Source organism: Streptomyces sp. M2CJ-2 (assembly GCF_016757295.1).
Lineage (GTDB): Bacteria > Actinomycetota > Actinomycetes > Streptomycetales > Streptomycetaceae > Streptomyces.
In genome coordinates, this window is record NZ_JAESIF010000002.1 from 370673 (window position 1) to 397590 (window position 26918).

The 26918-nt window shown below is 70.0% G+C and carries 22 protein-coding genes and 5 tRNA genes; 13 read left to right on the forward strand and 14 right to left on the reverse strand.

Going from position 1 to position 26918, the window contains the following annotated elements:
• Positions 1-38: 38 nt before the first annotated feature.
• The gene (purF, locus tag JL475_RS04150) at positions 39-1565 is read left to right on the forward strand and encodes an amidophosphoribosyltransferase (protein WP_202275315.1); all 1527 of its coding nucleotides are present in this window, start codon (positions 39-41) and stop codon (positions 1563-1565) included.
• 40 nt (positions 1566-1605) lie between these two features.
• Positions 1606-2688 carry a phosphoribosylformylglycinamidine cyclo-ligase gene (gene purM, locus JL475_RS04155; protein WP_202275317.1) on the forward strand — a complete coding sequence of 361 codons (1083 nt, stop codon included), beginning with the start codon at positions 1606-1608 and terminating at the stop codon, positions 2686-2688.
• Here the strand turns inward: purM and JL475_RS04160 are convergent.
• From JL475_RS04160 to JL475_RS04170, 3 genes are all read right to left on the reverse strand, one after another.
• Positions 2676-2822, reverse strand: coding sequence for a hypothetical protein (locus tag JL475_RS04160; RefSeq protein ID WP_202275319.1), 147 nt, complete (start codon positions 2820-2822; stop codon positions 2676-2678). The genes purM and JL475_RS04160 overlap by 13 nt on opposite strands.
• A 27-nt stretch (positions 2823-2849) precedes the next feature.
• Positions 2850-3104: a DUF3073 domain-containing protein gene (locus JL475_RS04165; protein WP_202275321.1), complete on the reverse strand. Its 255-nt coding sequence runs from the start codon at positions 3102-3104 to the stop codon at positions 2850-2852.
• Positions 3105-3554: 450 nt separating this feature from the next.
• Positions 3555-4643 carry a Glu/Leu/Phe/Val dehydrogenase dimerization domain-containing protein gene (locus JL475_RS04170; RefSeq protein WP_202275323.1) on the reverse strand — a complete coding sequence of 363 codons (1089 nt, stop codon included), beginning with the start codon at positions 4641-4643 and terminating at the stop codon, positions 3555-3557.
• 275 nt (positions 4644-4918) lie between these two features.
• On the opposite strand from JL475_RS04170, the gene JL475_RS04175 reads away from it, so the two are divergent.
• Together JL475_RS04175 and bldC are read left to right on the forward strand one after the other, a co-directional pair.
• Positions 4919-5773, forward strand: a complete 855-nt coding sequence (locus JL475_RS04175) for a hypothetical protein (RefSeq protein WP_202275325.1) — start codon at positions 4919-4921, stop codon at positions 5771-5773.
• A gap of 560 nt (positions 5774-6333) precedes the next feature.
• A complete protein-coding gene (gene bldC, locus JL475_RS04180) occupies positions 6334-6540 on the forward strand; it encodes a developmental transcriptional regulator BldC (protein WP_003949541.1) in 207 nt (68 codons plus the stop codon).
• Positions 6541-7362: 822 nt separating this feature from the next.
• On the opposite strand, the gene JL475_RS39770 is transcribed toward bldC, so the two are convergent.
• The 7 genes from JL475_RS39770 to JL475_RS04210 form a co-directional block, all read right to left on the reverse strand.
• The gene (locus JL475_RS39770) at positions 7363-7626 is read right to left on the reverse strand and encodes a DUF6274 family protein (protein WP_237406073.1); all 264 of its coding nucleotides are present in this window, start codon (positions 7624-7626) and stop codon (positions 7363-7365) included.
• Positions 7627-7984: 358 nt separating this feature from the next.
• Positions 7985-8059 (reverse strand) — tRNA-Asp (locus tag JL475_RS04185).
• Between the two features lie 94 nt (positions 8060-8153).
• Positions 8154-12191 (reverse strand): ATP-dependent RNA helicase HrpA, encoded by a 4038-nt coding sequence (hrpA, locus tag JL475_RS04190; protein WP_202275327.1) that lies wholly within the window; start codon positions 12189-12191, stop codon positions 8154-8156.
• A 101-nt stretch (positions 12192-12292) separates the two neighbouring features.
• Positions 12293-12366, reverse strand: a tRNA-Phe gene (locus tag JL475_RS04195).
• Positions 12367-12390: 24 nt separating this feature from the next.
• Positions 12391-12465, reverse strand: a tRNA-Asp gene (locus JL475_RS04200).
• 48 nt (positions 12466-12513) lie between these two features.
• Positions 12514-12586: transfer RNA gene (locus JL475_RS04205), tRNA-Glu, on the reverse strand.
• A 154-nt stretch (positions 12587-12740) separates the two neighbouring features.
• Positions 12741-14345, reverse strand: coding sequence for a metallophosphoesterase (locus JL475_RS04210; RefSeq protein WP_202275329.1), 1605 nt, complete (start codon positions 14343-14345; stop codon positions 12741-12743).
• A gap of 85 nt (positions 14346-14430) precedes the next feature.
• Between JL475_RS04210 and JL475_RS04215 the strand changes: the two genes are divergently transcribed.
• From JL475_RS04215 to JL475_RS04230, 4 genes are all read left to right on the forward strand, one after another.
• The gene (locus JL475_RS04215) at positions 14431-14781 is read left to right on the forward strand and encodes a metallopeptidase family protein (protein ID WP_055574943.1); all 351 of its coding nucleotides are present in this window, start codon (positions 14431-14433) and stop codon (positions 14779-14781) included.
• Positions 14782-14876: 95 nt separating this feature from the next.
• Positions 14877-15428 carry a hypothetical protein gene (locus JL475_RS04220; protein ID WP_202275330.1) on the forward strand — a complete coding sequence of 184 codons (552 nt, stop codon included), beginning with the start codon at positions 14877-14879 and terminating at the stop codon, positions 15426-15428.
• A gap of 314 nt (positions 15429-15742) precedes the next feature.
• On the forward strand, positions 15743-17953 hold the full coding sequence (locus JL475_RS04225) for a DEAD/DEAH box helicase (RefSeq protein WP_202275331.1): 2211 nt from the start codon (positions 15743-15745) through the stop codon (positions 17951-17953).
• Between the two features lie 153 nt (positions 17954-18106).
• Positions 18107-18179, forward strand: a tRNA-Lys gene (locus JL475_RS04230).
• Positions 18180-18494: 315 nt separating this feature from the next.
• On the opposite strand, the gene JL475_RS04235 is transcribed toward JL475_RS04230, so the two are convergent.
• Positions 18495-18803, reverse strand: a complete 309-nt coding sequence (locus tag JL475_RS04235) for a hypothetical protein (RefSeq protein WP_237406075.1) — start codon at positions 18801-18803, stop codon at positions 18495-18497.
• Between the two features lie 358 nt (positions 18804-19161).
• On the opposite strand from JL475_RS04235, the gene JL475_RS04240 reads away from it, so the two are divergent.
• The 3 genes from JL475_RS04240 (at position 19162) to JL475_RS04250 (ending at position 22046) form a co-directional block, all read left to right on the forward strand.
• Positions 19162-20175, forward strand: a complete 1014-nt coding sequence (locus JL475_RS04240; protein ID WP_202275332.1) for an STAS domain-containing protein — start codon at positions 19162-19164, stop codon at positions 20173-20175.
• Between the two features lie 99 nt (positions 20176-20274).
• Positions 20275-20775 (forward strand): DUF5994 family protein, encoded by a 501-nt coding sequence (locus tag JL475_RS04245; protein ID WP_237406078.1) that lies wholly within the window; start codon positions 20275-20277, stop codon positions 20773-20775.
• A gap of 77 nt (positions 20776-20852) precedes the next feature.
• On the forward strand, positions 20853-22046 hold the full coding sequence (locus JL475_RS04250; RefSeq protein ID WP_202275410.1) for a PP2C family protein-serine/threonine phosphatase: 1194 nt from the start codon (positions 20853-20855) through the stop codon (positions 22044-22046).
• Positions 22047-22084: 38 nt separating this feature from the next.
• On the opposite strand, the gene JL475_RS04255 is transcribed toward JL475_RS04250, so the two are convergent.
• The 3 genes from JL475_RS04255 to JL475_RS04265 form a co-directional block, all read right to left on the reverse strand.
• Entirely contained in the window at positions 22085-22567 is a 483-nt protein-coding gene (locus JL475_RS04255) for a DUF5994 family protein (protein WP_202275333.1), read from the reverse strand.
• A 144-nt stretch (positions 22568-22711) separates the two neighbouring features.
• Complete coding sequence (gene xerC / locus JL475_RS04260; RefSeq protein WP_202275334.1) at positions 22712-24295, reverse strand: tyrosine recombinase XerC; 1584 nt, start codon at positions 24293-24295, stop codon at positions 22712-22714.
• Complete coding sequence (locus JL475_RS04265) at positions 24292-24975, reverse strand: helix-turn-helix domain-containing protein (protein ID WP_202275335.1); 684 nt, start codon at positions 24973-24975, stop codon at positions 24292-24294. The genes xerC and JL475_RS04265 overlap by 4 nt, the downstream gene beginning before the upstream one ends.
• A 96-nt stretch (positions 24976-25071) precedes the next feature.
• Here JL475_RS04265 and JL475_RS04270 point away from each other — a divergent pair, with 96 nt between their 5' ends.
• Together JL475_RS04270 and JL475_RS04275 are read left to right on the forward strand one after the other, a co-directional pair.
• On the forward strand, positions 25072-25302 hold the full coding sequence (locus tag JL475_RS04270; protein WP_237406080.1) for a hypothetical protein: 231 nt from the start codon (positions 25072-25074) through the stop codon (positions 25300-25302).
• A gap of 236 nt (positions 25303-25538) precedes the next feature.
• A complete protein-coding gene (locus tag JL475_RS04275; RefSeq protein ID WP_202275336.1) occupies positions 25539-26795 on the forward strand; it encodes a DUF3631 domain-containing protein in 1257 nt (418 codons plus the stop codon).
• Positions 26796-26918 lie beyond the last annotated feature (123 nt).

A 26918-nucleotide genomic window follows, 5' to 3' on the forward strand; every position in this document is an offset into this window, starting at 1 on the left:
ATTCGGACCAGCACTCGACCTCGCCTACACTCGGTGGCGTGCCACGTGGTGACGGACGACTCAACCACGACCTGCTCCCCGGAGAGAAGGGCCCCCAGGACGCCTGCGGCGTCTTCGGTGTCTGGGCTCCGGGCGAAGAGGTCGCCAAGCTCACGTATTTCGGGCTGTACGCCCTCCAGCATCGGGGCCAGGAGTCCGCGGGTATCGCGGTCAGCAACGGCTCCCAGATCCTCGTCTTCAAGGACATGGGCCTGGTTTCCCAGGTCTTCGACGAGACCTCGCTCGGTTCGCTCCAGGGTCATATCGCGGTCGGCCACGCCCGCTACTCGACCACCGGTGCCTCCGTGTGGGAGAACGCCCAGCCGACGTTCCGTGCCACCGCGCACGGCTCGATCGCGCTCGGCCACAACGGCAACCTGGTCAACACGGCCGAGCTCGCCGAGCTGGTGGCCGAACTGCCCAAGGAGAACGGCCGCGCCCCGAAGGTGGCGGCCACCAACGACACCGACCTGATAACCGCCCTGCTGGCCGGCCAGCGTGCCGCCGACGGCGAACCGGTGACCGTGGAGCAGGCCGCGCACGTGGTCCTTCCGCAGGTCAAGGGTGCCTTCAGCCTCGTCTTCATGGACGAGAACACGCTGTACGCCGCCCGCGACCCGCAGGGCATCCGCCCGCTGGTCCTCGGCCGGCTCGAGCGCGGCTGGGTCGTCGCCTCCGAGTCCGCCGCCCTCGACATCTGCGGTGCCAGCTTCGTCCGCGAGATCGAGCCCGGCGAGTTCGTCGCCATCGACGAGAACGGACTGCGCTCTTCTCGATTCGCGGAAGCGAAGCCCAAGGGCTGTGTCTTCGAGTACGTGTACCTGGCCCGCCCGGACACCGACATCGCCGGCCGGAACGTCTACCTCTCGCGCGTCGAGATGGGCCGCCGCCTCGCCGAGGAGGCGCCCGCCGAGGCCGACCTGGTGATAGCGACCCCGGAGTCCGGCACCCCGGCCGCCATCGGCTACGCGGAGGCCTCCGGCATCCCCTTCGGCGCCGGCCTGGTCAAGAACGCGTACGTCGGCCGCACGTTCATCCAGCCCTCGCAGACCATCCGCCAGCTCGGCATCCGTCTGAAGCTGAACCCGCTCAAGGACGTCATCAAGGGCAAGCGCCTGGTCGTCGTCGACGACTCGATCGTGCGTGGCAACACCCAGCGCGCCCTGGTCCGGATGCTCCGCGAGGCGGGTGCCGCCGAGATCCACATCCGGATCTCCTCGCCGCCCGTGAAGTGGCCGTGCTTCTTCGGCATCGACTTCGCGACCCGCGCCGAGCTGATCGCCAACGGCATGTCCGTCGAGGAGATCGGCACCTCGCTCGGCGCCGACTCCCTGGCGTACATCTCCATCGACGGCATGATCGAGGCGACGACCATCGCCAAGCCGAAGCTGTGCCGCGCCTGCTTCGACGGCGAGTACCCGATGGAGCTGCCCGATCCGGAGCTCCTCGGCAAGCGGCTCCTGGAGTCGGAGCTGGCCGCCGGTACGGCCGAGCCGGCCGCGCTCGACGCGATCCGCCGCCCGTAAGCCCCTGCCCTGCCGTAACGAGACGAAGGCTCTCCCAGTCATGTCTGAGAACACTGGCGCCGGCCACGCGGCGGCGTCGTACAGGACCGCGGGCGTCGACATCGACGCGGGTGACCGAGCGGTCGAGCTGATGAAGGAGTGGGTGAAGAAGGCGCGGCGCCCCGAGGTCGTCGGCGGCCTCGGCGGTTTCGCCGGCCTCTTCGACGCCTCCGCCCTGAAGAGGTACGAGCGCCCCCTGCTCGCCTCCGCCACGGACGGCGTCGGCACCAAGGTCGACATCGCCCGCCGCATGGGCGTCTACGACACCATCGGGCACGACCTGGTCGCCATGGTGATGGACGACATCGTGGTGTGCGGCGCCGAGCCGCTGTTCATGACCGACTACATCTGTGTCGGCAAGGTCCACCCCGAGCGGGTCGCCGCCATCGTCAAGGGCATCGCCGAAGGCTGTGTCCTGGCCGGCTGCGCCCTGGTCGGCGGGGAGACGGCCGAACACCCCGGCCTGCTGGGCGAGGACGACTTCGACGTCGCCGGCGCCGGTACGGGCGTCGTGGAGGCCGACCGGCAGCTCGGCCCGGACCGCATCCGCAAGGGTGACCGGGTCGTCGCCATGGCCGCCTCCGGTCTCCACGCGAACGGGTACTCGCTGGTCCGGCACGTCCTGCTGAACCAGGCCGGGCTCGCCCTGGAGAGCCGGATCGACGAGCTGGGCCGCACCCTCGGGGAGGAGCTCCTGGAGCCCACCCGGATCTACTCGCTGGACTGCCTGGCCCTGATCCGCACCACCGAGGTGCACGCCTTCAGCCACGTCACCGGCGGCGGCCTCGCGGCCAACCTGGCCCGCGTCGTCCCCGACGGGCTGCACGCGGTCGTGGACCGCTCCACCTGGACCCCGGCCCCGGTCTTCGACCTCGTCGGCCGGACCGGTTCGGTCGAGCGCCTGGAACTGGAGCGCACCCTCAACATGGGCGTCGGCATGATCGCGATCGTGCCGGAGGAGTCCACGGACGCGGCACTGACCACGCTGGCCGACCGCGGTGTGGACGCCTGGGTGGCCGGCGAGATCACCGACCGTGGCGAGCACACCACTGGAGCGGCACTGGTGGGTGACTACGCGAGCTGATGCAGGACGAGCACGCCGAGCAGCAGGTCGAGCACGGTGACTCCCCGCGCGGTCCGGTGGACCCGGTCCACCGGACCGCGCGGGGAGCCCGGGCCGTGCGGGCAGCACAGAACCCGGTCGGTGACCGGAGTCACCGACCGGGCTGATGAATCAGTGCAAGGTCAAGCGCCACGACGTTGGGGAGAGGACTGGCCGTCCTCGTCCTCGTCGTCGTCCTCATAGAGGTCGGCGTACCGTGCGTACAGGTCGTCGTCCTGCTCATCGTCCTCGACCGGGTCACCGTTGACATTCGGTGATGTGTTCGAAGGCGATGCACCCAGCTCCTCGGCCAGACGTGCGAGGTCCGTCCCGCCGCTGTTGTACTTCAGCTGGCGGGCGACCTTTGTCTGCTTGGCCTTGGCCCGGCCGCGCCCCATGGCTCGACCCCCTCAACGACGGGGCTCGACGGCCCCAGAGTCTTGACACGCGTTCATAGTCCGGAACGGACTCTCCGTGGAGAGGCCGGTCCGTAGGGCTCCCACGGTACCTGAGCCCACGCCCATACGGTACGTCGCCCGCATGACGTGCCCCCTTCCGTGACCCTTACGGCGCCCTGTTCTCGCAGGTCAACTGCGATTTCAAGCACTTGTCGAGGGCCGACCCGCCGGAAGAAGTGAGAGTTCTCTCGAAGTACCCCGCCGCGGGTACCGGCCAAACGTACGAACAGCGTCCGGACGGGGGTGGGGGCGGACCCACCGGTCCGCCCCCACCCCCGTCCCGCATCTGCGTTCCTGTCTACGGTCTTGATCTACGTTTCCGCCTGAGTTCCTGCTGAGTTTCCGGCTGCGTTTCCGTCGGTGCTTCCGCTTGCGTCTTCGTGGCCCGCCTCAGCGCGCCGCGCGGGCCTCCGCCATCCGCTGCTCGGCGATCCGGTCGGCCGCCGCGGCCGGCGGAATCCCGTCGGACTTCGCACGTGCGAAGATCGCGAGCGTGGTGTCGAAGATCTTCGCCGCCTTCGCTCTGCACCGGTCGAAGTCGAAGCCGTGCAGCTCGTCGGCGACCTGGATGACGCCGCCGGCGTTCACCACGTAGTCCGGCGCGTAGAGGATCCCGCGGTCGGCGAGGTCCTTCTCCACGCCCGGATGGGCGAGCTGGTTGTTGGCGGCGCCGCAGACCACCTCGGCGGTCAGCACCGACACGCTGTCGTCGTTCAGCGCACCACCCAGCGCGCAGGGGGCGTACACGTCCAGCCCCTCGGTCCGGATCAGCGCCTCGGTGTCGGCGACGGCCGTGACGCCCTGCGGGTGCCGGTCCAGGACCCGCCGCACGGCGTCCTCGCGCACGTCGGTGACCAGGACCTCCGCGCCCTCCTTGAGCAGGTGTTCCACCAGGTGGTGGCCGACCTTGCCGACGCCCGCGATGCCGACCTTGCGGTCGCGCAGCGAGGGGTCGCCCCACAGGTGCTGGGCGGCGGCCCGCATGCCCTGGTAGACGCCGAAGGAGGTGAGTACCGAGGAGTCGCCCGCGCCGCCGTTCTCCGGGGAGCGGCCCGTGGTCCAGCGGCACTCGCGGGCCACCACGTCCATGTCCGCGACGTAGGTGCCGACGTCACAGGCGGTGACGTACCGGCCGCCCAGTGAGGCGACGAACCGGCCGTAGGCGAGCAGCAGCTCCTCGGTCTTGACCGTCTCGGGATCCCCGATGATCACCGCCTTGCCGCCGCCGTGGTCGAGACCGGCCATGGCGTTCTTGTACGACATCCCGCGGGCGAGGTTCAGCGCGTCGGCGACGGCCTGCTCCTCGGTCGCGTACGGGTAGAAGCGCGTGCCGCCGAGGGCGGGGCCCAGGGCGGTGGAGTGGAGGGCGATGACGGCCTTGAGGCCACTTGCACGGTCCTGGCAGAGCACGACTTGCTCGTGACCGCCCTGGTCCGAACGGAACAGGGTGTGCAGGACGCCGTCAGATACGTCGGTCACGGTGGTGACTCCTGAGTAAGTAGCGGCGGGTGGAGGCAGATCCCGAAAACTCCCCCGCCGCTTGTGGCGATGGGGGAGCCTGCGGAGGCTGTGAGCACGAGGTTAGGCCCTGCCGTGCCCGAGAGCGGCGCCGTGTCCAGGATCACGTTCTCGTGGTCACCCCCGGGGTGTCGCCGTGCGACCATTTGCCTGGATTGCCCGTGCGTCCGCGTCGCCCGCGCGCGCGTGAGCGGGCCCGCAGGTTTTCGCGCCGGTGCGCGGGGGAGGGAGCAGGCGTGCCCAAGGTCTCCTCGGTGGTCGTCCCCTACGCGACCTATCTGCGCGTGTACGAACCGCTGGCCGCCTTCCCGGAGCCGGAGCGCGGCCACTGGGCCCGTTATGCCCGCCGTACCGACCTCCCCTCCTACCAGGACGAACTCCGCCGGGCCCTGGCCGACCTCGTGCCCACCCCGCCGGTCCCGGTTCCGGTGCGGGAGAGCGACGACGCGTTCGTGCTGGAGGTCGACGGAGTGGTCTGCGTCTGCCCCTGGCGCACCCGGCTGCGCGGCTGGCAGGCCCTGGGCGAACTCGCCGAGGAATTTCCCCTGCCGGTCCTGGACGCGCTCCTGCCCCCGTTCGTGCGGCGCCAGGCCGCCGAGGACTACGAGCGCTGGCTGACCGCCCACCCGGACGCCCGGCCGTGGATCCGCACGGCGACCTGGCAGGTGCCGATCAACTGGTTCGTACTGGTCTCGGACGAGGAGCGAGAGTACGACAAGGGCTCCGCCGACGAGGGCTCCACCCGGGCTCCCGTACTGCGCTACCGGACGCCCATGGTCGAGGCGCGGCGGCGGGTGGCGCGCGGGCTGCGGGCGCTGAAGGACACCATGGACGGAGGGCCGCTGATCGACGGCCTGGTGGACGTCGGGCGCTGGCTGGAGGAGTTCCATCCGCGCTCACTGGTCGAGCTGGACTACGGCGGTCTGGTGCACGCCCTGCCGGCCGGCGCCCTGGAGGACGACCACTCGGCGGCCGACGTGGCCGAGGGGATCGCGGCCCTGCGCCGCGGTGACGGGGTGGCCGCGGGGGAGGCCTACGGGCGACTGGTGGAGCGGTGGCGTTCCGTACGGGATCTGCGGTCGGCCAACTGACGCCCGCCGCACGGCCGAGGTGGCGAACGGGCGTTTGACCAAACGCCCTTCTTGGGGTTTTGTCGTCGCCCTGAGGTTCAGTCAACCCGAACCCGACAACGGACGTAGATGCCGATCCGGGCGTATGTCCCAAGCGGGTCAAGCGTGACGGACCGCACGTACGCGGCCCTTGCGCCCCTTGCACCCCCTCGTGCCAAAATAGGACAAGGAGTCCGGGAGGGCTCCTCCGTCCTGCTGTGCTCGGCTATGGGCGGAATCTCGGCATTGCGCGCTTTGGGGGGTCGAGTGACTCCTGATCTCGCCTGTGACTGATCGTCACAAGCGAGTGACTGTCCGCTATGGCATGGTCCATCGGCTTCCGCGGCTGATGAACACCTGGGAGGGCAATTCCATCGGTTTGGCCGACGCGGCTGGACGGATGGTGTAGTTGTAGTGCCGAGGACAAGCCGTTCGTCCTATAACCGACTCGACCCGCGTCCACCATTTCGGGCAACGCGGGTCAAGGTGCAGAATTTAGAGGAAAGAACCGAGAAGGTTCGGTTCTCCCGAGGAGGCCGCTCATGACCGCTCGCACCCCTGATGCCGAGCCGCTGTTGACCCCGGCTGAGGTCGCCACCATGTTCCGCGTGGACCCGAAGACGGTCACGCGTTGGGCGAAGGCCGGCAAGCTCACGTCGATCCGCACGCTCGGCGGGCACCGCCGCTACCGCGAAGCTGAGGTCCGCGCCCTGCTCGCGGGCATTCCGCAGCAGCGCAGCGAGGCCTGAACAACTGAATAACCCGGACGAACCGGCTGGTCCCCCAACTGGTCGAGGCGTCCGGAACCACAGCTCCACACGACGCGGGGACTGCCCCAACAGACCCCTCTCCCACGCCGAACGGAACTTTTCAGGCAGCTGCACAGGGTGCGTCGTCGATCGCGCTGGACTCCGCCGAGTCCAGCGCGATTTTTTTGTGCGGTGGGCCGTCGGCCGGTCGGCGTGAACGCTCGGTGATCGGTGCTGGTTGCGGCTTCGGAAAGGCCGGCCGGGTGGGCGGACGGGTGCTTCGTGCGCGAGCTTGTCCGACTCCGGGGGCGACTGTGGGGCCATCTGTGCGGAGGCTGGTGCGGGCCCCTGAGGGTAGTGCAATTGCACATATTAAATTGACTTGGCGTAGGACGGGAGTAAGTACCGTACATTCCAAAACTCATGCGGTGACACCCGTCACATACCGGCTGGGTTGTTGAGCCACCGGCATATGCGCTAAAGGGGACGGGCGTCGGGGACGGGACGAGCAACTCGGCGGCGGGGTCCGGGAACTGGGTGGCTGGAGTGCTGGACGGGGCGGCGGTCCGGGCGGTCCTAGGGCCTGTCCGGCGGATCATGCCGCAGACGCGGGGCCCGGCACGCACTCCCCCCAAGCTCTTCGAGCAGGGGGGACCCCCAGCCGCGTTGTCGTCACTCTCCCCCGCGCTCGGCTGCTCCCCCACGCTCGGCTTCGCTCGAGCGGGAGGGACCCCCATGAACGGGGGCACCCCCATCGCCCCCGCTCACCGGAGCTGATGAGGGCGCCGTCGCTTTCCTGCGACGTGATCCGCCGGACAGGCCCTAGGCGGTCGCGGCGCCCTCACCCTCGACTGGCTCCGGTGACCGCTCGGTGCCTTCGGTGCCTTCGGTGCTCCCGGTGCTCCCGGTGGATTCCGTGTGTTCGGCGGGGCGGGGGGCGGAGTCGTGGGGAGCGGAGTCCATCGCCAGCCGCAACAGGCGGTGGCAGACAGGACAGTGGCGGGTGAGATGCCCCCCGAACGACGACGCGGCCGACAGGTGCGCGCGGAGCAACGCCCGCGTTTCGTGCCTGGCCGATGAGGTCATGTGCCACCTCCAGAGAGCCGCACGGGGAGCGGCCTGCCCTGCTGTCCGGGGTACCCGGGGAATGTCGCCCCGTCAAGGCGCGGGGAGTCCCGTCGGGAAGCCTCAGAGGCGCTCGGCGCGGGGCGCGGGGTATCGAAACACGCGGGACCGCCTGAAAGGCCCTCACGGCGCCGGTGAGGGCCTTCGGAGCGATGAACGGCAACGCCGCGAGGGGGGGGCGGGGGAGGGTGACGACGAAACCCGGTGAGAAGGGCTTCACCGCGACAGCGGGAGCGGGCGCGGTCTCTGTCCTGGGTCCTGGTTTGGTCGCCGTACGCCGAAGGGGCCCGCACCGTACGGTGCGGGCCCCTTCGTGATGCGGTCCTGACGGGATTTGAACCCGCGGCCTCCACCTTGACAGGGTGGCGAGCACTCCTAACTGCTCCACAGGACCAGGTTTCGCGGCGCGGTTACCGTCTTGCGCTGCGAGAAGAGACTGTACAGGAGTCGTGGCCCGCTGGTCGAATTCACCCTGCGTGCCGCTCCGGTCACGGGACGGCGGCGTCGATCGCCTTCACGATCCGCTTGTCCGACACCGGGTACGCCGTGCCCAGCGCGTGGGCGAAATAGCTGACCCGGAGCTCCTCGATCATCCAGCGGATGTCCAGCACCTGCTGCGGCACCGGCCGCCCCTGCGGCATCTGCTCCAGCAGCCAGGCGTACTCGTCCCGCATCTCCCGGACCTTCTCCATGCGGGTCGTGTCCCGCTGGGCGTTCGACGGCATCTGCTGCAGACGACGGTCCGCGGCCACCAGATACCGCATCAGGTCCGGCAGCCGCCGCAACCCCGTCTCCGTCACGAACCCCGGCTTCACCAGGGCGTCCAGCTGCCCCCGCACATCCTGGAGGTTCGCCAGCAGCGCGGGGCTGCGCACGCTCTTCAGCCGGCGCTCACACGCCTGCCAGGCGGCGAGTACCTGCTGCACCTGACCCACCGCACGGACGGTCGTGTCCACGATCTCCGCGCGCACCTTGTCGTACAGCTTGCGGTACGACTCCTCGTCCCACACGGGCCCACCGAAGTCCGCGATCAGCCGGTCGGCCGCCGCCATCGCGCAGTCGTCGAACAGCGCCTGGATCGAGCCGTGCGGATTCGCCGACAGAGCGAGCTTCTGGGGGTTCGTCAACTTTTCGGATGCGAACTTCGCGGGACTCACCGGGATGTTGCGCAGGATCAGCCGACGCGTGCCCTTCCACATCGCCGGCTGCTGCTCCGCCTCCGTGTCGAAGAGCCGTACGGAGACCGTGTCGCCGTCGTCGACCAGTGCCGGGAACGCCTTCACCGGCTGACCGGCCCGCCGTGTCTCGAAGACGCGGGTCAGTGTGCCGACGGTCCAGTCGGTCAGCCCCGTACGCTCCAGGGACTCGCCACCCCGGCGTTCGGCCGTGGCGGCCGCCGCCCGCGAGAGCGCCTTGCGGGCCTTCGGCTTGAGCCGGAGCCGGAGCGCTTCGAGGTCCTTGTCCTCGTCGAGCTTGCGACGACGCTCGTCGACGATCCGGAACGTGACCTTCAAGTGGTCGGGGACCTTGGACCAGTCGAAGTCGTCCGCCTCGAAGGGCACCCCGACCATGCGCTTCAGCTCACGGGCCATGGTCGAGGTCAGCGGTTCCTGGAGGGGCACCGCTCTCTCCAGGAACGCCTTCGCGTAGTTCGGCGCCGGCACGTAGTTGCGGCGGATCGGCTTGGGGAGGGAACGGATCAGCTCCGTGACGACCTCTTCCCGCAGACCAGGGATCTGCCAGTCGAAGCCCTCCTCCGTGACCTGGTTCAGCACCTGGAGCGGAACATGGACCGTCACCCCGTCCGCGTCCGCACCCGGCTCGAACTGGTACGTCACCCGGAACGTGAGGGCACCCTGCCGCCAGGAATCCGGATAGTCGGCCTTGGTGACGGCCTCCGCCGACTCACGGATGAGCATCTCGCGCTCGAAGTCGAGGAAGTCCGGCTGCTCGTGCCGCTTGCGCTTCCACCACGAGTCGAAGTGGGCCCCCGACACGACGTGCTCGGGAACCCGCTGGTCGTAGAAGTCGAACAGGGTCTCGTCGTCGACGAGGATGTTCCGGCGCCGCGCCCGGTGCTCCAGCTCCTCGACCTCGGTGAGCAGCCTGCGGTTGTCCGCGAAGAACTTGTGGTGCGTGCGCCAGTCGCCCTCGACCAGGGCATGGCGGATGAACAGCTCGCGCGACACCTCGGCGTCGATCCGGCCGTAGTTCACCTTGCGGTGGGCGACGATCGGGACGCCGTACAGCGTGACCTTCTCGTACGCCATCACCGCGGCCTGGTCCTTCTCCCAGTGCGGTTCGCTGTACGTGCGCTTCAGCAGGTGCCCGGCGAGCGGCTCGACCCACTCCGGCTCGATCTTCGCGTTGACCCGGGCCCACAGCCGGGACGTCTCGACGAGCTCCGCCGACATCACGAACCGCGGCGGCTTCTTGAACAACGCCGAACCCGGGAAGATCGCGAACTTGGCGTTGCGCGCCCCCACGTACTCGTTGCGCCCGCCGCCGTCCTTGCGCCCGGCCGCACCGGAGTCCTTCGACTCCTTCACGTCCTTCATCCCGATGTGGGAGAGCAGACCCGCGAGCAGCGAGACATGGATACGGTCCCCGGGCGCGTCCTCCTCGTTGAGGTGGATGCCCATCTGCTTGGCGACCGTGCGCAACTGCGTGTAGATGTCCTGCCACTCACGGATCCGCAGGAAGTTCAGATACTCCTGCTTGCACATGCGCCGGAAGGACGAAGAACCGCGCTCCTTCTGCTGCTCGCGCACATGGCGCCACAGGTTCAGGTAGGCGAGGAAGTCGCTGCTCTCGTCCCGGAACCGGGCATGCTGCTGGTCCGCCTGGGTCTGCTTGTCGGACGGCCGCTCACGCGGGTCCTGGATGGACAGCGCCGCCGCGATCACCATCACCTCGCGGACACAGCCGTTGCGGTCCGCCTCCAGCACCATGCGCGCCAGCCGCGGGTCGACCGGCAGCTGGGCCAGCTTCCGCCCGGTCTCCGTCAGCCGCTTGCGGGGGTCCTTCTGCGCCGGGTCCAGCGCGTTGAGCTCCTGCAGCAACTGCACGCCGTCCCGGATGTTCCGGTGGTCCGGCGGATCGATGAACGGGAACTTCTCGATGTCGCCCAGGCCCGCCGCCGTCATCTGCAGGATGACCGACGCCAGGTTCGTACGGAGGATCTCCGCGTCCGTGAACTCCGGGCGGGCGTCGAAGTCGTCCTCGCTGTACAGCCGGATGCAGATGCCGTCCGACGTACGCCCGCAGCGGCCCTTGCGCTGATTGGCGCTTGCCTGCGAGACCGGCTCGATCGGCAGCCGCTGCACCTTGGTCCGGTGGCTGTACCGGGAGACACGGGCGAAGCCCGGGTCGATGACGTACTTGATGCCCGGCACCGTCAGTGACGTCTCCGCCACGTTGGTCGCGAGAACGATCCTGCGGCCGCTGTGCTGCTGGAAGACCCGGTGCTGCTCGGCGTGCGAGAGCCGGGCGTACAGCGGCAGCACCTCGGTGAACCTGTACTGCTTCTTCGTCAGCGCGTCCGCCGTGTCCCGGATCTCCCGCTCACCGGAGAGGAAGACCAGGATGTCGCCCGGTCCCTCGGCCATGAGCTCCTCGACCGCGTCCGTGATCGCGGTGATCTGGTCACGGTCGGCGTCCTGCGAGTCCTCCTCGAGCAGCGGCCGGTACCGCACCTCGACGGGATACGTACGACCGCTGACCTCGATGATCGGAGCATCACCGAAATGCCGGGAGAACCGCTCAGGGTCGATGGTCGCCGAGGTGATGACGACCTTCAGGTCCGGGCGCCGCGGCAGCAGCTGAGCGAGATACCCCAGCAGGAAGTCGATGTTCAGCGACCGCTCGTGGGCCTCGTCGATGATGATCGTGTCGTAGGCGCGCAGCTCCCGGTCCGTCTGGATCTCGGCGAGCAGGATGCCGTCGGTCATCAGCTTCACGAAGGTGGAGTCCGGACTCACCTGATCGGTGAACCGCACCTTCCAGCCGACGGCCTCCCCGAGCGGAGTGTCCAGCTCCTCGGCGACACGCTCCGCCACCGTGCGGGCGGCGATCCGGCGGGGCTGTGTGTGCCCGATCATCCCGCGGACGCCCCGGCCCAGCTCCATACAGATCTTCGGAATCTGCGTGGTCTTGCCGGAACCCGTCTCGCCCGCGACGATCACCACCTGGTGATCGCGAATGGCCTCGGCGATCGTGTCCTTCTTCTGGCTGACCGGCAACTGCTCCGGATACGTGATCGCCGGAACACGCGCACGCCGCCCGGCCATCCGCTCCTCGGCCTTCGTGACCTCCGCCGCGATCTCGTCGAGCACGGCGGCCCGGGCCTCCGGCTTGCGGATCTTGCGTGCGCCTTCGAGCCTGCGCCCGAGCCGCTGCGCATCGCGCAGTGAGAGCTCGGCCAGGCGGGAGGCGAGGGCGCCGAAGGAGGGGGCGCCGGGAGAGGCTGCGCCGGAAGGGGAGGCGTCGGAGGGGGACGCGGAAGCGGAGACAGGTTGCGTGGACATACGGGAACCAGGATCTCATCATCGAGAATTTTGTGGCCAACAGTTTTGGCGGTGCGGCGCACGCGAACACCCCCTCCGGAAACCCGGAGGGGGTGTTGTTGTGGCTGGGGCCGGGGTCGAACCGGCGACCTATCGCTTTTCAGGCGATCGCTCGTACCAACTGAGCTACCCAGCCACGAGGTTTCATGTGAAACCTCAGCGGTCCTGACGGGATTTGAACCCGCGGCCTCCACCTTGACAGGGTGGCGAGCACTCCTAACTGCTCCACAGGACCATGTGGTGCGTGCGTACTGCCGAAGCAAGTGTCGCACACTGTACTGCGTGCCCCCAACGGGATTCGAACCCGTGCTACCGCCTTGAAAGGGCGGCGTCCTGGGCCGCTAGACGATGAGGGCGGACAAACCGATACCGCTGCTTCAAAGAACGCCCCTGAGGACGTGAGAAGCATGTGACTCCGCTTCCCCTGGAAGGTTCCGCTTCTCCCTGGCCCCTGATGGGGTTCGGGACGGTCGAGCCCTGACCGGCGCCCTTGGGCACGACGAGACTGTACTACGGCCTTACGGGTGCGACCAAACCAAAAAGATGTTGGCCCTCCGCCGATGGAGAAGGCGTCGGTGACGGTGTCGCGCCCGGCTGGTTCTCCTCCGGGAGGTGGCGGCTGACCTCCGCTGTCGTGAGACCCAGGCCGCCCAGCTTGATCGCGTCCCAGGCCTGGAGGCGGCGTGTGTCGCGGTCGAAGTAGAGGATCGAGGTCTCGATCGGGTCGGGGTGTTCGCCCTCGACCGCCCGCAGGCCGCTGCCGCCGGTGGAGCCTTCGGTGCGGAGTCGGGTGCCGTACTTCATGACCTCCGTCTTCTGGCGGTGGATGTGCCCGGCCAGGACGAGGGGCACCGTTCCGTCGACCTCGCGGGCCGCCGACGGTTCATGGGCGAGGGCCACGTCGACCGGGGTGCCGGCCGCCTTCTGGTCGCGCAGGGCGGAGGCGAGGCGGGCGCCGGCGAGTTCCTGGGACTGCTCGGCTCCGGGTTTCTTGGACCGGTCCGGGGTGAACTGGGGGTCGCCGATGCCGGCGAAGCGCAGGCCCGCGATGCTTTCGGCCCGGCCCTCGTCCAGGACGTGGACGTTCTTGAGGCCTTCCAGATAGCGCTGGGTGACCAGGGAATCGTGGTTGCCGCGGACCCAGACATAGGGGGCGCCGAGATCCTCGACGGGGTCGAGGAAGCCGTTCTCGGCGGCGGTGCCGTGGTCCATGGTGTCGCCGGAGTCGACGATGACGTCCACCTGGTACTGCTCGACGAGCGAGGCGATGATCGCCCAGCTCGCGGGGTTGAGGTGGATGTCGGAGACGTGCAGGACCCGGATGGTGGTCGGGTCGGGCTGGTAGGCGGGGAGCGTGGAGGTGGCGTCGTAGAGCTTCGTCACGTTCGTGACCAGGCGGGCCAGCTCTTTTTGGTAGACGTCGAACTCGGTGACGATGCTGCGGGCGTTGCCGACCAGGGACGGCGCGGAGGAGAGCAGCCCGGAGAACTTCGGTTCGAGGACGGAGTCCGGGTTCCAGGTGGCGTACGCGGTGCCGCCGGACGTGGCCAGCAGGGTGAGGGCGAGGCCGCCCGCGGCCAGGGCGCGGCGGGGTCGGCGGTAGACGATGAGGCCGAGCGCGGTGGCGCCGGTGACGACGGCGACGACGGAGCGTACGGCGAGGTCGGCGGTGCCGCGGGCGATGTCCTGGGTGACTTCGTCCTGGAGCCCGGAGAGGCGTTCGGGGTGGTCGACGAGGGCCTGGGAGCGGGCGGGGTCGAGCTGGTCGACGTTGACGTCGAGGCGGACGGGGGCGTTGTGGCTGTCGAGTTCGAGGGCGCCCAGAGGAGAGACGTTGATCTTCGTGCCGCCGGTGAGGGAGGGGCGCAGGGTCATGGTCGTGTCCATGGGGCCGACCGGGACCCGGACGTCGCCCACGACCAGCAGGCCGAGCCAGGCGCCCAGCAGAACGACGGCGATGAGTCCCAGGAGCCGCTTCCAGGGGTGGGGGCGGGGGACGAGCGGGGTGGTCGTCGGAGGGGTTGGGCGGCGGGAGCGGCGGCGGCGACCGAGGGCGCGCGGGACCCCGGGGAAGTGGTGTCGGAGGTTCCTGACTGCGGAGGGGACGCGGACCATTGATCCCGTATGCCCATACGGAGCACTCGATATGCGGTGTGTCCGACAGCGCTCGTACGGACGGGTCATGGCTGACAATGGCGGTGTGCTGGAGATGACGCGTGGGGAGTTCGAGGAGCTGGTGGCCGAGGCGCTCGACCGGATTCCGCCGGAGCTGACGAGGCTGATGGACAACGTCGCGGTGTTCGTCGAGGACGAGCCCCCGGCGGACGATCCCGAGCTGCTGGGGCTGTACGAGGGAACTCCGTTGACGGAGCGGGGCGAGTGGTACGCCGGCGTGCTGCCGGACCGGATCACCGTCTACCGGGGCCCGACCCTGCGGATGTGCGAGTCCCGGGAGGACGTCGTCGCGGAGGCGGAGATCACGGTGGTGCACGAGATCGCGCATCACTTCGGGATCGACGACGCCCGACTGCACGCCCTTGGCTACGGGTAGGTCACCGGTCTGTCACTGGTGCGTTGTCGGCGTGTCCTCCTGCGGGCGGCGGGAGTTGGACACGTCGACCCAGCATCGCAACCGGAGGTGGCCTCGTGCGCCCCTTGTACGTACCCGTCCGCCTGGCCGCCACCGTCGTGGCCGTCGTCGCCGCCGCCGGTTGTATGAGTGTCGGTGAGGACGGGACGGGCGGGGCCGCCAAGCCGTCGCATTCCGAGGGCCGGCCGGGTGGCGCGGCGCCCGACGGAGGGCTGCCGCCGGGGCCGGGAGGTGCGGACGGCCAGGGCGGCGCGGTGGTTGAGGGCGAGCGCGGGGGCCGTGCGGGCCAGGGAGGGAAGGTCAAGCGTGAGAAGGGCAGGGCGAGGGCGTCGGCCTCGGCCGAGGCGTCGCCCTCCGCGGGGGTGAGCGGTCCGGCGCCGGACGACACCGGGCGGCCGGGCAGGCCGACGGAGCCGACGGCGCCCGACGGCCGGCCCGATCCGCCGGAGCCGAGCCGGCCGTCGGACCCGGAGCCCGCACCCCCGCCACCGGAGCCGTCGGTCACACCGGAGCCGACGGTCGCGGAGCCGTCCTCGCCGGCGGACGAGCCGCCGGAGCCCCAGTTGGCGCGGCGGGAGCCGGCGCCGGAGGCGGGGGCGCCGGTGTAGCGGCTTCTCCCGTGTTTCCTCGCCGGTATGCGCACTTGTCCTGCCGTCCTGCCGATGCGTGGGCCGATTGACCTTCACTCTGCTGACCTGCGGGTCTGTGGGGTGATGAGGGATCGGTTTGCTTTCGGTGGGGGAGGGTGCGTATGGTGGCAGATCGTCTGATCCTATTTGCCCGGCGCCACTGCAGAGCGCGCCGTGTGGCGCGTACTCTCCCCTTACCGTGGTGGACCGCATCGAGGCGGTCATATTGCGAATCGCGAATCACGGAGTTGACGGGCGCGTGCCGAAGAGACTCCGGAAGGTTTCGCATTCGTATGCCCATCGCCAGTACTGATCACGTCGTCGTGCCCGAAACCCCTGTGACCCCTGAGGACGCAGGGAACTCGGTGGACACCGACATCACCGACATCACCGACGTCGCCGCCGACACCGGCACCGACGTCACCGACGACGGTGCCACCGCCGACACCCCCGAGCTCACCTTCGCCGACCTCGGTCTTCCCGAGGGCGTCGTGCGCAAGCTCGCGCAGAACGGCGTGACCAACCCCTTCCCGATCCAGGCGGCGACCATCCCGGACGCCCTGGCCGGCAAGGACATCCTCGGCCGGGGCCGTACCGGCTCCGGCAAGACCCTCTCCTTCGGTCTGCCGACGCTGGCCACGCTGGCCGGCGGCCGGACCGAGAAGCACAAGCCGCGGGCCGTCATCCTGACGCCCACCCGTGAGCTGGCCATGCAGGTGGCCGACGCGCTCCAGCCCTACGGCGACGTCGTCGGCCTGCGCATGAAGGTCGTCTGCGGCGGCACCTCCATGGGCAACCAGATCTACGCCCTCGAGCGCGGTGTCGACATCCTCGTCGCCACGCCCGGCCGGCTGCGCGACATCATCAACCGTGGCGCGTGCTCCCTGGAGAACGTGCAGATCGCCGTTCTCGACGAGGCCGACCAGATGTCCGACCTGGGCTTCCTGCCCGAGGTGACGGAGCTGCTGGACCAGGTTCCGGCGGGCGGTCAGCGGATGCTGTTCTCCGCGACGATGGAGAACGAGATCAAGACCCTCGTCGACCGGTACCTGAAGGACCCGGTCAGCCACGAGGTCGACGCCGCCCAGGGTGCCGTCACGACCATGTCGCACCACGTCCTGGTCGTGAAGCCGAAGGACAAGGCGCCGGTCACCGCGGCCATCGCCTCCCGCAAGGGCCGCACCATCATCTTCGTCCGCACCCAGCTGGGCGCGGACCGTGTCGCCGACCAGCTGCGCGAGGCGGGTGCGAAGGCCGACGCGCTGCACGGCGGCATGACGCAGGGCGCGCGGACGCGGACACTGGCCGACTTCAAGGACGGCTACGTCAACGTCCTGGTCGCCACGGACGTCGCCGCGCGCGGTATCCACGTCGACGGCATCGACCTGGTGCTGAACGTCGACCCGGCCGGTGACCACAAGGACTACCTGCACCGGGCCGGCCGCACGGCGCGCGCGGGCCGTACCGGCACCGTGGTCTCCCTCTCGCTGCCGCACCAGCGGCGCCAGATCTTCCGGCTGATGGAGGACGCGGGCGTGGACGCCACGCGCCACATCATCCAGGGCGGCGCGGCCTTCGACCCGGAGGTCGCCGAGATCACCGGGGCCCGGTCGATGACCGAGGTCCAGGCGGAATCGGCGGGCAACGCGGCGCAGCACGCGGAGCGTGAGGTCGCCCAGCTCACCAAGGAGCTGGAGCGGGCGCAGCGCCGCGCGTCCGAACTGCGTGACGAGGCGGACCGGCTGGTCGCCAGGGCCGCCCGGGAGCGGGGCGAGGACCCGGAGACGGCGGTGGCCCAGGCGGCCACCGAGGCGGTGGCCCAGGACCGGACCGAGGTCTCGCTGCCGGAGCAGCCGACCGCGCGTGACACGGAGCGCTTCGAGCGCCCCGAGCGCCGGGACGGTTTCCGCCGTGACGACCGGGGCGACCGCGGTGACCGTGACGGCCGTTCCTTCGAACGCCGTGACGACCGTGGCGGGTTCAACCGCGACAGGGACCGTGACCGCGACCGTGGCGGCTTCCGCCGCGACGACCGGGGCGACCGCGGCGACCGCGGCGGCCGTTCCTTCGACCGCCGGGACGGCGACCGCGGTGGCTTCCGCCGTGACGACCGCGGTGACCGTGGCGGCTTCCGCCGTGACGACCGGGGTGAGCGCGGTGACCGCGGTGACCGTGGTGGCTTCCGTCGCGACGACCGGGGCGACCGCGGCGACCGCGGCGGCCGTTCCTTCGACCGTGACCGCGGGGGCCGTTCCTTCGAACGCCGTGACGACCGCGGTGGGTTCAACCGCGACGGCGACCGTGACCGTGGCGGCTTCCGCCGCGACGACCGCGGCGGCCACCGCGGCAGCGACCGTCCGTTCAACCGCGACCGCCAGGGCGACCGCCCCGGCTTCCGTTCCGGCGCCTCCCACGACCGCCCGTACGGCCGCCGTGACGACCACCGCGGGGGCGGCTCCTTCGGCCGCCGCGAGGACAAGCCGCGCTGGAAGCGCAACGGCTGACCCGGCGCACCGGACCGACCCGGGAGGGCCCGCACGACACCCGTCGTGCGGGCCCTCCCGCGTTTTCCGCGGAACACGTCCGGGTCCCCCTCGCCGATACCCGATCAAAGACGCGCCCACATCCCGCTATGCTCGTGGGGGCAACATCGCTGAGGGCCCTTAGCTCAATTGGCAGAGCAGTGGACTTTTAATCCATTGGTTGTGGGTTCGAGTCCCACAGGGCCTACGGATGCGGGGGAGGGGTTACCCCCTCTGACCTGGTCTTCAGCGTCCGGGTCGGCTTCGGTCGGCTCGGGCGCTGGTTCGTTTTCGGGCCCTTGCGTGAGCGATGCGTGAGCGGATGTGCCCGCGGTCAGGCAGTGTGCCCCACGGGCTGGCTGTCTGCCGTGGCCGTCTCCATGAACCGCTCGGCTTCCGCCTCTGTAAACGAGTGGAGCACTGAGGCGGTTGTCATGAGGTCTCCTGGGGCTGGAGTGGTGGAGATCCGCCGATGGCGGTGGCTTGGTGGGTGCCGTTGGTCCGGCGCCGGCGGGGACACGCGTCAGGCGGTCTCGCCCGGATGCGTTCGGTCGACGGGCGGCCTGCCGGCCTCCAGCCAGGAGCAGCGCGGGCCGACGCCCAGCGCGGGATCGAGCGTGAGGTGCAGACGTGTCCCTCTCCCCGACGAGCACGCCGGATAGCTGTGCTGCTCGCCCCCGGCGAACAGCAGCCGGAGGGCATCGGCGACGTGCCGGGCCGCTTCGGAGTCCATGGAGATGATGCGGACCTCGACCCTGCTCTCATGGGGAACGCCGGCCGGCGGGTCCGCGGACGGAAGCGGGTACGGAAGGTGCACGGGTTCGGTGCTCATGAGGCGGAACCCGACCTGGGCCGAGGAACGGCTCGTATCGTGTCGCACGGCCCGTGGCGCGCCACGCGCCGAGGACGAGACCAGTCCTGCCACCGGTATACGACGTACCCTCAACTCTTCGCACGCTACTCCTGCCTCGCGTCACAGCCGTTCCAGTTGTCGGCGGCGTACCGTGGAGGTACCGAGGGCATCGCGTACTCAGGCCGCCATGCCGGGTCGTCCTCGGCGAGAGACGAACCCCGTACCTGCCCGAGCGGTCGGCGCGGAGACTGGTCGGCATCGTGTCCGCCGTCATCGAAGCAACTTCGCGCAAGTTCAGCGTCTGTGCCGTCCTGTGCGCCTGCCGGGCGGAGGCGTGATGGCCCTGCGGCGGCTGGACATTCATCGGCGTGACCGAGGGGAGCGGGCTCTCGTCACGCTCGCCGGTGAGATCGGGTCGGCCACAGCGCCCCTGCTGCGGGCCGCGCTGGACCAGTGTCTGCACGACGGCGTGACCGCCATCGACGTCGATCTGACGACGGTCGGCTCCTGCGATGCCAAGGGTCTGAACGTCTTCCTGACGGCGTCACGGCGCGCCGGCCGGGTGCACGCTTCCCTGCGGCTGCACCATCCGTGCGCGCAGATCACCCGGCTGCTTGCCGCCACCGGCTCTACACCCCTGCTCCTCGCGGCCTCGGTGCTTCCGGCGCCACCCGCCTTGCTCCACGATCTGCTGGAGACGGCCCCGTCGGGTCCGCCCGCCGACGGGAGGCCGACGATGGGCGGCCGCGCCAGTGCGACGGTCGTCAAGGACGGGATCCGCCTTCGCCGGCTGAGTCGTTGGCAGGCGGAGGGGATGAGTGAGGACATCGCCGACCTGGCCATGGCGTCCGTCGTGGACACATCCGGGGAGGCGTACCAGGATCGGGGCGACTTCCTGCGGCGGTTGGCCGCCAGCGCCCGACGGCCCGGCTTCGCGCTGCTGGTCGCCGAGACGACGAGGCTGGTCGGATGCACCTTCGGCTTTCCGATATGCCCCGGCGTCCGGTCCGACCGAGGACTGCAGGAGAGCATCCAACGGCTCACCGGCTGCGCCCGGTTCCTGCTCCTCACCCAGGTCGTGGCGCATCCGCACGCCCAACGCCTCGACATCGCCCGCCGTCTGCAACAGCGCCTGCTGGCCGACCGGCACAATGCCCTCGCAGTCGCCCTGCTTCATCCGGCCGACCAGGCCGGGCAGGCCGCCTTCGAGTCCTGGGGCTGGCGGAACCACGGAGAGATGATCGGGCTGCCCGGTCCGGTCGCCCCCTGCGTGCTGGGCCTGTCCCGGGAAACCGCGCTTTCGCACGGCGCCCGCACCTCGCGTCGTCGGCCCAGGCCGGGAGTAGCCTGAGAGGTACCGAGAGCATGTCGCGCGCACGACCACGGCGGCGCCGTTCCCGGCGAGTGACGAACGCGGGCAGCCGAAGGCAACCCGGGACGGGACCGCACGATGGACGCCATCACTCCGCCCGCCGGCGGCACGTCCTCAGCTGACGAACACACCTACCGGATGCCCCTGCCCCGGCTGAGCCTCACGCCGGACGCCAGCCACGGCCCGCTGGACGGGGCGTGGTGGCCGCGGTGCGGCGCCCTGGAACTGGAGTTGCCCGCGCTCGTGGGCTCATTGGACCCGGGCCATGGCACCGTCACCCGTGTGACCGTGGGCGCAGCGGCTTGGCCCGACGCCCCACAGACGGTGCCGGCGCCCGACCACGTGATCGAGGTGGTCCTGACCGATGTCGCCGACGAGGCCCATGCCATCGCCGTGGACTGCGGCACCGTGGGGCGCTGGGAGCTGCTGGTCATCCCGCCCGACGAGCCGGTCGGAACGGCCGCCCGGCTGCTGACCGCCGCCGCCGATCCCTGGAACCCGCTGTCGGCTCAGCGCATCCTGGCGCGTGCCGAGGACGGCTTCGGCCAGAGGAGCGCCGGGGAGCGGAACGGCCCATGATGGAGCGATGAGACGGGCAGTCCCTTCGTCCTCCGACCCCGCCGTCCGTACACGCACGGATCATGGCGGGTGAGCGAATGACGCCCGGGCGTCGTGTGGACCGCTCCGAGAGCTTCGGGGAAGCGCTGCTGGGTATGGTTCTCGACCGCGCGCACGCGCTTCCGCCCCATCTCATCGGGCCGCTGGTCGCCGACGTGGTGGAGCGGTTGGGGGGCCGCCGTCCGCAGGTGCTGCTGCAGGACTATGGCCAGCTGCTGCTCGTACCCCTGCCCGGCGAGGGCCTCACGGGCGGAGACCCGCAGGTGATCGACGACTCTGCCGCCGGGCGCTGCTTCCTCGACGCGCTGACGGTCGAACTGCCCGAGGACGACGGCGTACGGGTCCACCTGCCGCTGCTGGACGGCGGCGACCAGGTGGGGGTCATGGCCGTGACGTTGGGCCGCGTCGATGACGACGACCACCGCATGCTGCGCAGGCTCGCCGGCCTGGTGGCCGACCTGCTGGTGACCAAGCACGGCTACTCCGACCTGTTCTTCCATACCCGGCGCGGTGAAGCGATGAGCGTCGCCGCCGAGATCCAGTGGTCTCTGCTGCCGCCGCTGGCCATGATCATGCCGCGCGTCGCCGTGGCCGGAATCCTTGAACCCGCCTACGACGTGGCGGGCGACAGCTTCGACTACGCGCTCAACGACGACGTCCTCCACGTGGCCATGATCGACGCGATGGGGCACGGGTTGGACGCGGCCACCATGGCCACTGTGGCCATCGGCGCCTACCGCCATGCCCGCCGCCTCGGAACCGGGCTGTCGGAGATCTACGCCTTCATGGACGCCGCTGTGGCACAACAGTTCGGTCCTGACCACTTCGTCACCGCGCAGATGATGCGGCTGGACACGACCACGGGAAGCATGCAGTGGGTCAATGCGGGACACCCGCTGCCGATGCTCGTTCGCGACCACCGCGTCACGCGTCGGCTGGCCGCCCCCACGACCCTCCCGGTCGGCCTAGGCGGGCCGGCGCCCGAGGTCAGCGAGGTGGGTCTGGAACGCGGAGACCGCGTCCTCTGCTTCACCGACGGACTGATCGAGGAACACGCGAGGGGCGAAGAGCAGTTCGGGGAGGACCAGCTGATCGACTGGGTGAACCAGCTGGAGAGAACCGGTCGCGGTGTCCGGGCGGTGGCACGCTCCCTGTCGCACACACTCAAGCGGGCGCGGGACGGACGCACCACGGACGATGCCACGCTCCTTCTGGTGGAGTGGCGCGGCTGAGCGTGCCGTCGGCGCCGGCCGCGGGGCGGCCCGGCCCGTCAGTGCTGTGGCCTCTGCCCGCTTCCCGTGTCGACGATGATCTGCTCCGCCGGGCTGAGGTTGTCGGCCCGGACAGCCTGGGCCATCGCCGCGTGGGCGGCCTCGGGAGCCGCGTCCGGCGGAACCACCAGCAGAGAGAAGAGGTCTTTCTCGCCCCGGGTGATCAGGACGGTGTCGTCACCCACCGGGAAGGAGTCGATGTGCACCACCCGGTCGTCCACGACGATCCGAGTCGGGAGCCCTTCCCAGGCTTCGGCGTCCAGCCCGACGCGGGTCAGGGGCCCGAGGTGCCCCGTGAGGGCGCTCAGCAGCGCGGGCAACTCCGCACCGATATCACGCGACCGCGGCCACCACGCCCCGTCGAGAACGCCTTCGCGCGATGCCCTCGTCTCCAGCCGGAGCAGTGCACACCCCGGCCGCACGGCCTGATGGATGCCACTCGGCAGATGCCGGGAACCAGGGGATGTGTCGGAGTCGGTCATGAGGGACCACCCGTTCGGGATCCGGTGCGAACACGGATTCGCCTCGTGCTGACCACGCTACTCCTGGGACCGCCGGGTACCGGTGTCTCCGAGATCGCCGTGGAACCCCGGCCGGCTTCGACGGCAAGTAGTGCAGGCAGACGTTCAACCCCTGGGCGATGCGTGAGCGGATGCGTTCATGGCCTGCGGATCGGCTGTCGGTGAGGCCGCCAATTCGTCGACTGCCGGACGAGACCGCGGGATCAGTTTTGCCGCCTTCTCGGCGATCTCACGGTCCAGCTCAGGGAGCAGGCTCGTGTACGTGTCCGATGTCAACGTGATGGTGGAGTGCCGCAGCGTCTCCTTCACTGCATGGATGTCGCCGCCGCCTCCGTGCGTGAGGGTCGCGGAGACGTGGCGCAGGTCCCGCAGCGTGATGGGCGGCAGATCGGTCGTGGCGAGGACGCGGCGGAAGGTCTCGGAGACCGTTTCCGGGTGCATCCAGGAACCGTCCTCCTTGGTGAACACCTTGCCGGTGTCCTGCCAGGCGGCGCCCCACTCGGCGCGTTCCTTTTCCTGGCGGGCCTTGTGGTCGCGCAGCACGGCGATGTTCACGCTGTCGAGCGCGATCGTGTTCGCGCTGCCGTCCGTCTTCGGCTCGGACTCGTAGGGATCCCATCCGTCCACCACGATCTCCTTGGCGGGTGTGATGAGGCCGGCGTCGAGATCGATCTCGTGCCAGTCCTGGCCGACCGCCTCGCCGCGACGAAGGCCGCGGGTGCCCATCAGGTGGAAGATCGCGTACAGCCGGTCGCCCTCGGCGGCGTCGAGGAAGGCGCCGAACTGCTGAGGGGTCCACACCATTACCGGGCCGGGTGTCTCGCCCGTCTCGCACCACCGCCGGACCCGCTCTTCGGTCCATAGGAGCGGCTTGGGGCGTCGGCCGGACTCCAACTCGACGTGGGATGCGGGATTGAAGGTGATGAGCTGCTGGGCGATCGCGGAGTTCAGGGCAGCGCGGAGGGTGCGGCGGACCGCCTGACGGGTGGCCGGGCCGGTGACCTTCCGGAACGGCTTCATCTCCGCCAGCTTGGCCCGTTCGGCCGCCAGCAGCTTCCGCTCGGCTCCTGCGGGGCGACCGGGCTTGCTCGGCTTGCAGCGGGCGATCTGCTCGCGGCGGGCATCGTTCTCGGCCGCGATCACTTCGTTCTCGTCGGCGATGGCATCGAACATCTCCACCAGGTGGCCGACGTTGAGTCGGTCGAGGCGTACTTGCCCGATGCGGGGCTTCAAGTGGACGCGGATGTGGGAGGCATAGCCGTTGAGAGTGGTCTTGCGGCGCTTCTTCGCGGCGAACCACTGGTCGAGCCACTCGCCCACGGTGAGGCTGCCCCTGAGGGTCAGGCCGGCCCTCAGGCGGCGCCGGGTCTCCTCGATGGCCGGCAACGGAGCCTTCTCAACCGCGACCTCCTCCAGCATGGCCACGAGGCGCTGGAGGCTGTCCGGGTCGTCCTTGTCCGCCAGGGCGAGCAGGGAGCGGACGTGGTCGAGGTCCGCCTGAGCGGCCTTCAGGGACTCGTAGCCGGCGCGGCTGAAGGAGCGGCGGGTGCCCTCCTCGCGGGGCGGGAGTTCCTGGCGTATGGAGTATGAGCCGTGCTTGCGGCTGGAGAGCTTGGGGCAGTTCTTGCCGAGCGGCTTGCTGGTCTTGGGATCACGGCAGTAGCAGCGGCGGTGAGTGGAGCCCTTCAAAGGCGTTCCTCCGTGGCGGTGTCGGGTTCGGGCGGGTCAACGTCATGAAGTTCGGGCGGCAGGAGTGGCGGGGTACCGCCGTGCTCACGAATAGAGGTACGCAGGCTGCGGAGCTCGTACTTGGCCTGGAAGGCCCGTTCGGCGTAGTCCTCGCGGTCCTGCTCGGCTTCGGCGCGCTTGGTGGGGGTGGAGGCTGTCTCGGCCTTCCAGCGTTCGTGCTTCTCGCCTCGGATGGCGGCGAAGGCGGCGCGCTGGAGGCCCACGTGTCGATGGAAGCGACGCAGCATGGTGTCGAGTTGGTAGGAGTGCTCGTCCAAGTCGCCGGTGAACCAGTGCAGGGCGTCCCAGGTCGGCTCGGTGTCGCGGAAAGGCAGGCGCTGCACTTCGGGGGCATAGCCGACGGGATAGATCAGAGTGAGCGGAGGCGTCTGCAGAGCTTCGGCGAGGACCAGGACGTCGACCAAGGGAAGGTTGGCGCGCCGGCCGGACTCCATGTTGGCGATCACGTTGCGGGGGATCGGGTGGCCGATCTCCTCGCAGCGGTCGGCCAAGTCCTGGGCACTCATGCGGAGTTCCTTCCTACGTCGGCGGACCTCGGCCGCCACCGTGGCCATGACCCGATCCGCCCACTCGGGGACGTCGTCTTCGTCCCATCCAGCATCGCCAGCATGTTGTGTCATAGAGACACAATAGCTTGGCGATGCTAGTACGTGCCTGCCTGGAGCCGGACGAGATGGGCTCGTTCGCCGACGGCGCACGGAATGGACGGAAGCTGCATGCCTGAAGGAAGCCGCGCGGCACGCGTGAAGGGGATGAGCCGGGAGGAGCTGCTCGCCCTCCCCGTGGCCGTTGACCTGGACACAGGCAACCGAGCCCTGGGTCTCGGGCGGAGCAAGGGATACGAGCTGGCGAAGCGGGGCGAGTACCCGTGCAAGGTGCTGCGGCTGGGCAACGCCTACCGGGTGGTGACCGCGGACCTGCTGGAGCTGCTCGGGCCGGCGGCGTGAGAGAGCGGCAACATAGCAGACGGTTCTGCGCTGAGCTGACACAGAAACGCTGGACTGTCGCCAGGCGTGGACGTACTGTCCCTGTTCCCCGCCCGTGGCCGACAACCCACGAGAAACGGGTGAGCCCCCGGCGCGCCAACGCCGGAGGCCCAACACACTCCACCGCCCGCATCCCCGCGAACGACCCGCGCCCGCCGGACCTGCACGCCCGGCGACGCAAGAAGAGGAGCCGCCCAGTGGAACCCGAGACACCCACGCCCTATTCCGCACCCGGTGCCGCCGCCTGGCCGCCGGTCGCGGTGCCGGGCAACCCCGGCCGCCGCGAACCCGAGGAAACGTCGCCGGCCGAGACAGCCGAGACCTCGATACCGGACCCCGAGCCGACCCACGGGTCGGTACTCCTGGACGAACTCCGGCAGCAGATAGCCAAGTTCGTGATCCTGCCCTCGCCGGAGGCGCTGGACGCGGTCACGCTGTGGGTGGCGGCGACGCACCTGCAGCCCGCGTGGCAGCACGCTCCCCGCCTGGCGGTGGTGGGGCCGGCGAAGCGGTGCGGCAAGTCGCGGCTGCTGGACGTGCTGACCGAGACGGTCCACGAGCCGATGCTCACCATCAACACCACACCCGCGGCGATCTTCCGCTCGATCACCGAGGAGCAGCCGCCCACGCTCCTGGTGGACGAGGCGGACACCATCTTCGGCACCCCGAAGCAGGCGGAGAAGAACGAGGAGATGCGCGGCCTGCTCAACGCCGGCCACCAGCGCAACCGGTACGTCACCCGGGTCGTCGGCAACGACCACACCCCGCACCGCTTCGCCACCTTCGCCATGGCGGCCATCGCGGGGATCGGCGACCTGCCCGACACGATCATGGACCGGGCGGCCGTGATCCGCATGCGGCGCCGGGCCGAGGGCGAGAAGGTCAAGCCCTTCCGCTCCCGCCGCGACATCCCGGCCCTGCACGATCTGCGTGACCGCATCGCCGCGTGGGCCAGGCCGCTCCTCGACGAGGCCGCGGGGCTGGAGCCAAACATGCCGGTCGAGGACCGCGCCGCCGACACCTGGGAACCCCTGGTCATCGTCGCCGACCTGGCAGGCGGGCACTGGCCCCGCCTGGCGCGAGCCGCGTGCACGAGAATGGTCGCCGCCGAAGTGGCAGCCGAGGAGGATCACCCCAGCGGGGCACGGATCCTCGCCGACATCCGCCGCGTCTTCGTCGCCCAGCGCGAGGTGGACAGCCTGTCCACCGAGGAACTCCTCCACCACCTGCGCCAGGACCCCGAGGCTCCGTGGTCGGAGTGGGGACGTGGCGGGCTGACGGCCCGCGAACTGGGCAGGATGCTGCGCGAGTTCGGCATCACGTCCGGCAACGTGCGCATGGCCGACCGGACGCAGCGCAAGGGCTACATGCGCAACAAGTTCCTCGACGCCTGGCGCCGGTACTGCCCCACCGTCCACCCCGTCGACGCCGGCCCCGTCCTCCGCGAGGGCTGAGCCCCGCACTCCCTGGTTGCCGTCCTGGCCGTCCCTGCCGTGACCTCGCAGGTCACAGGGCCTCCAGGCAAGACGGCAACCGGGGCCGAGACGGCAACGCGATCATGACCAGCGTGTCGCCTG

What these genes read in the sequence shown, in the direction of transcription:
- purM (WP_202275317.1), top strand. Translation starts at nt 1,606, where the DNA reads ATGTCTGAGAACACTGGCGCCGGCCACGCGGCGGCGTCGTACAGGACC.
- JL475_RS04165 (WP_202275321.1), bottom strand. Translation starts at nt 3,104, where the DNA reads ATGGGGCGCGGCCGGGCCAAGGCCAAGCAGACAAAGGTCGCCCGCCAG.
- bldC (WP_003949541.1), top strand. Translation starts at nt 6,334, where the DNA reads ATGACCGCTCGCACCCCTGATGCCGAGCCGCTGTTGACCCCGGCTGAG.
- JL475_RS39770 (WP_237406073.1), bottom strand. Translation starts at nt 7,626, where the DNA reads ATGACCTCATCGGCCAGGCACGAAACGCGGGCGTTGCTCCGCGCGCAC.
- hrpA (WP_202275327.1), bottom strand. Translation starts at nt 12,191, where the DNA reads ATGTCCACGCAACCTGTCTCCGCTTCCGCGTCCCCCTCCGACGCCTCC.
- JL475_RS04210 (WP_202275329.1), bottom strand. Translation starts at nt 14,345, where the DNA reads ATGGTCCGCGTCCCCTCCGCAGTCAGGAACCTCCGACACCACTTCCCC.
- JL475_RS04225 (WP_202275331.1), top strand. Translation starts at nt 15,743, where the DNA reads ATGCCCATCGCCAGTACTGATCACGTCGTCGTGCCCGAAACCCCTGTG.
- JL475_RS04235 (WP_237406075.1), bottom strand. Translation starts at nt 18,803, where the DNA reads ATGAGCACCGAACCCGTGCACCTTCCGTACCCGCTTCCGTCCGCGGAC.
- JL475_RS04240 (WP_202275332.1), top strand. Translation starts at nt 19,162, where the DNA reads ATGGCCCTGCGGCGGCTGGACATTCATCGGCGTGACCGAGGGGAGCGG.
- JL475_RS04245 (WP_237406078.1), top strand. Translation starts at nt 20,275, where the DNA reads ATGGACGCCATCACTCCGCCCGCCGGCGGCACGTCCTCAGCTGACGAA.
- JL475_RS04250 (WP_202275410.1), top strand. Translation starts at nt 20,853, where the DNA reads ATGACGCCCGGGCGTCGTGTGGACCGCTCCGAGAGCTTCGGGGAAGCG.
- JL475_RS04255 (WP_202275333.1), bottom strand. Translation starts at nt 22,567, where the DNA reads ATGACCGACTCCGACACATCCCCTGGTTCCCGGCATCTGCCGAGTGGC.
- JL475_RS04265 (WP_202275335.1), bottom strand. Translation starts at nt 24,975, where the DNA reads ATGACACAACATGCTGGCGATGCTGGATGGGACGAAGACGACGTCCCC.
- JL475_RS04270 (WP_237406080.1), top strand. Translation starts at nt 25,072, where the DNA reads ATGCCTGAAGGAAGCCGCGCGGCACGCGTGAAGGGGATGAGCCGGGAG.